Source organism: Modicisalibacter radicis (assembly GCF_900961225.1).
Lineage (GTDB): Bacteria > Pseudomonadota > Gammaproteobacteria > Pseudomonadales > Halomonadaceae > Modicisalibacter.
This window is the reverse complement of record NZ_CAAHFN010000107.1, coordinates 1-1,411: the sequence shown is the minus strand read 5'-3', so window position 1 is coordinate 1,411 and position 1,411 is coordinate 1. Positions and strand designations below refer to the sequence as shown.

Below are 1,411 nucleotides of genomic sequence, written 5' to 3'. Positions count from 1 at the left end.
GCCGCCGCCTGGCGCTCGAACAGACGGTGGACGGATTCAATATCGGGGTAGCGCTGGGTGTTCTCGCCCCAGGCCGCAAGCTGACGATGCTCGGTAGTGTCGAGCAGCTCGATATCACCCAGCGCCTGCTGCGGCGACTCGGCCAAGGCATGCAGTAATGTCAGGTAATGCCCGGCCAGACGTTCGATGGTGGCCGCCTCGAACAGCTCGTCCGCATAGGTGAAGGTGGCCTCGATCCGCCCATCTTCACGCTCCACCGTGTCCAGGGTCAGTTCGAACTGCGCGGTACGCCTCTCCAAGGGCCAGATCTCGAGGGCCAGTTCGGGCAAGTTGTGCAACGCGCCATGATCCTGCCGCTGGTGATTGAACATCATCTGGAACAGCGGCGTATGGGTCAGGCTCCTCTCCGGTTGCAGCGCCTCCACCAGTTGCTCGAAGGGCAGGTCCTGGTGGGCCTGGGCCTCCAGGGCCGCGCGCTTGCCTTGTACCAGTGCCTCCGCCAGGCTCGAGCGCCCCTGCAGGGAATTGCGCAACACCTGGGTATTGACGAACAAGCCCACGACCCGCTCGGTCTCCACGCGGTGACGGTTGGCGACCGGCACCCCGACACGGATCTCTTCCTGCCCCGTGTAGCGATACAGCAAGGCCTGGAAGCCCGTCAGCAACGCCATGAACAGGGTCGCCCCCTGCTCCTTGGCCCGACGCTTCAGGCCAGTGACTAGGGGCGCCGGCAACTCCACGCGGTGGCGCGCCGCCCGGTAGCGCCCGTCATGGCGCCGGGGCCGGTCCGTCGGCAGTTGCAGCACCGGGTGCTCCTCCCCCAGTTCCGCCCGCCAGTAGGCCAATTGTCGGGCCTTCTCCCCAGCTTCCATCCACTGACGTTGCCAGACCGCGTAGTCGGCGTACTGGATCGGCAGGGCTGGCAGCGGTTGCGACTCCCCCGTGACCCGCGCCCGGTATTCGGCGGCGAACTCGTCGATGATCAGTTGCATCGACCAGCCGTCGGAGACGATATGGTGCATCACCACCACCAACAGGTGCTCGTCCTCGGCCAGGCGCAGCAACCCGATCCGCAGCAGTGGTCCGCGTTCGAGATCGAAGGGGGCATGGCACAGCCGGGTGACCCGTTCGTCCAGCGCCGCCTCGCGCTCGGCCTCCGTCATCCGGGTCAGGTCGATCTCCTGAAGCACGACCTCGCCCTGGGCCTGCACGACCTGGAGCACCTCACCGTCGCCGTCGTCGCGGAACAGGGTGCGCAACGACTCGTGACGCGCCACCAAGGCGTCGAAACTGTCCCGCAAGGCCGCGGGGGAAAGAGCGCCCGTCAACGTCAGGGCCCCGGTGATATGGTAGGCACTGCTGTCCGGATCCAGACGCCACAGGAACCACTGCCGCCGTTGCGCATACGAGG

The 1,411-nt window shown here is 66.5% G+C and carries 1 protein-coding gene; it reads right to left on the bottom strand.

Annotation, left to right across the window (positions count from 1 at the left end; translation table 11 throughout):
• A partial coding sequence (locus HR9077_RS18205) for a condensation domain-containing protein (protein ID WP_244613353.1) occupies positions 1-1,411 on the bottom strand: 1,411 nt, incomplete at both ends.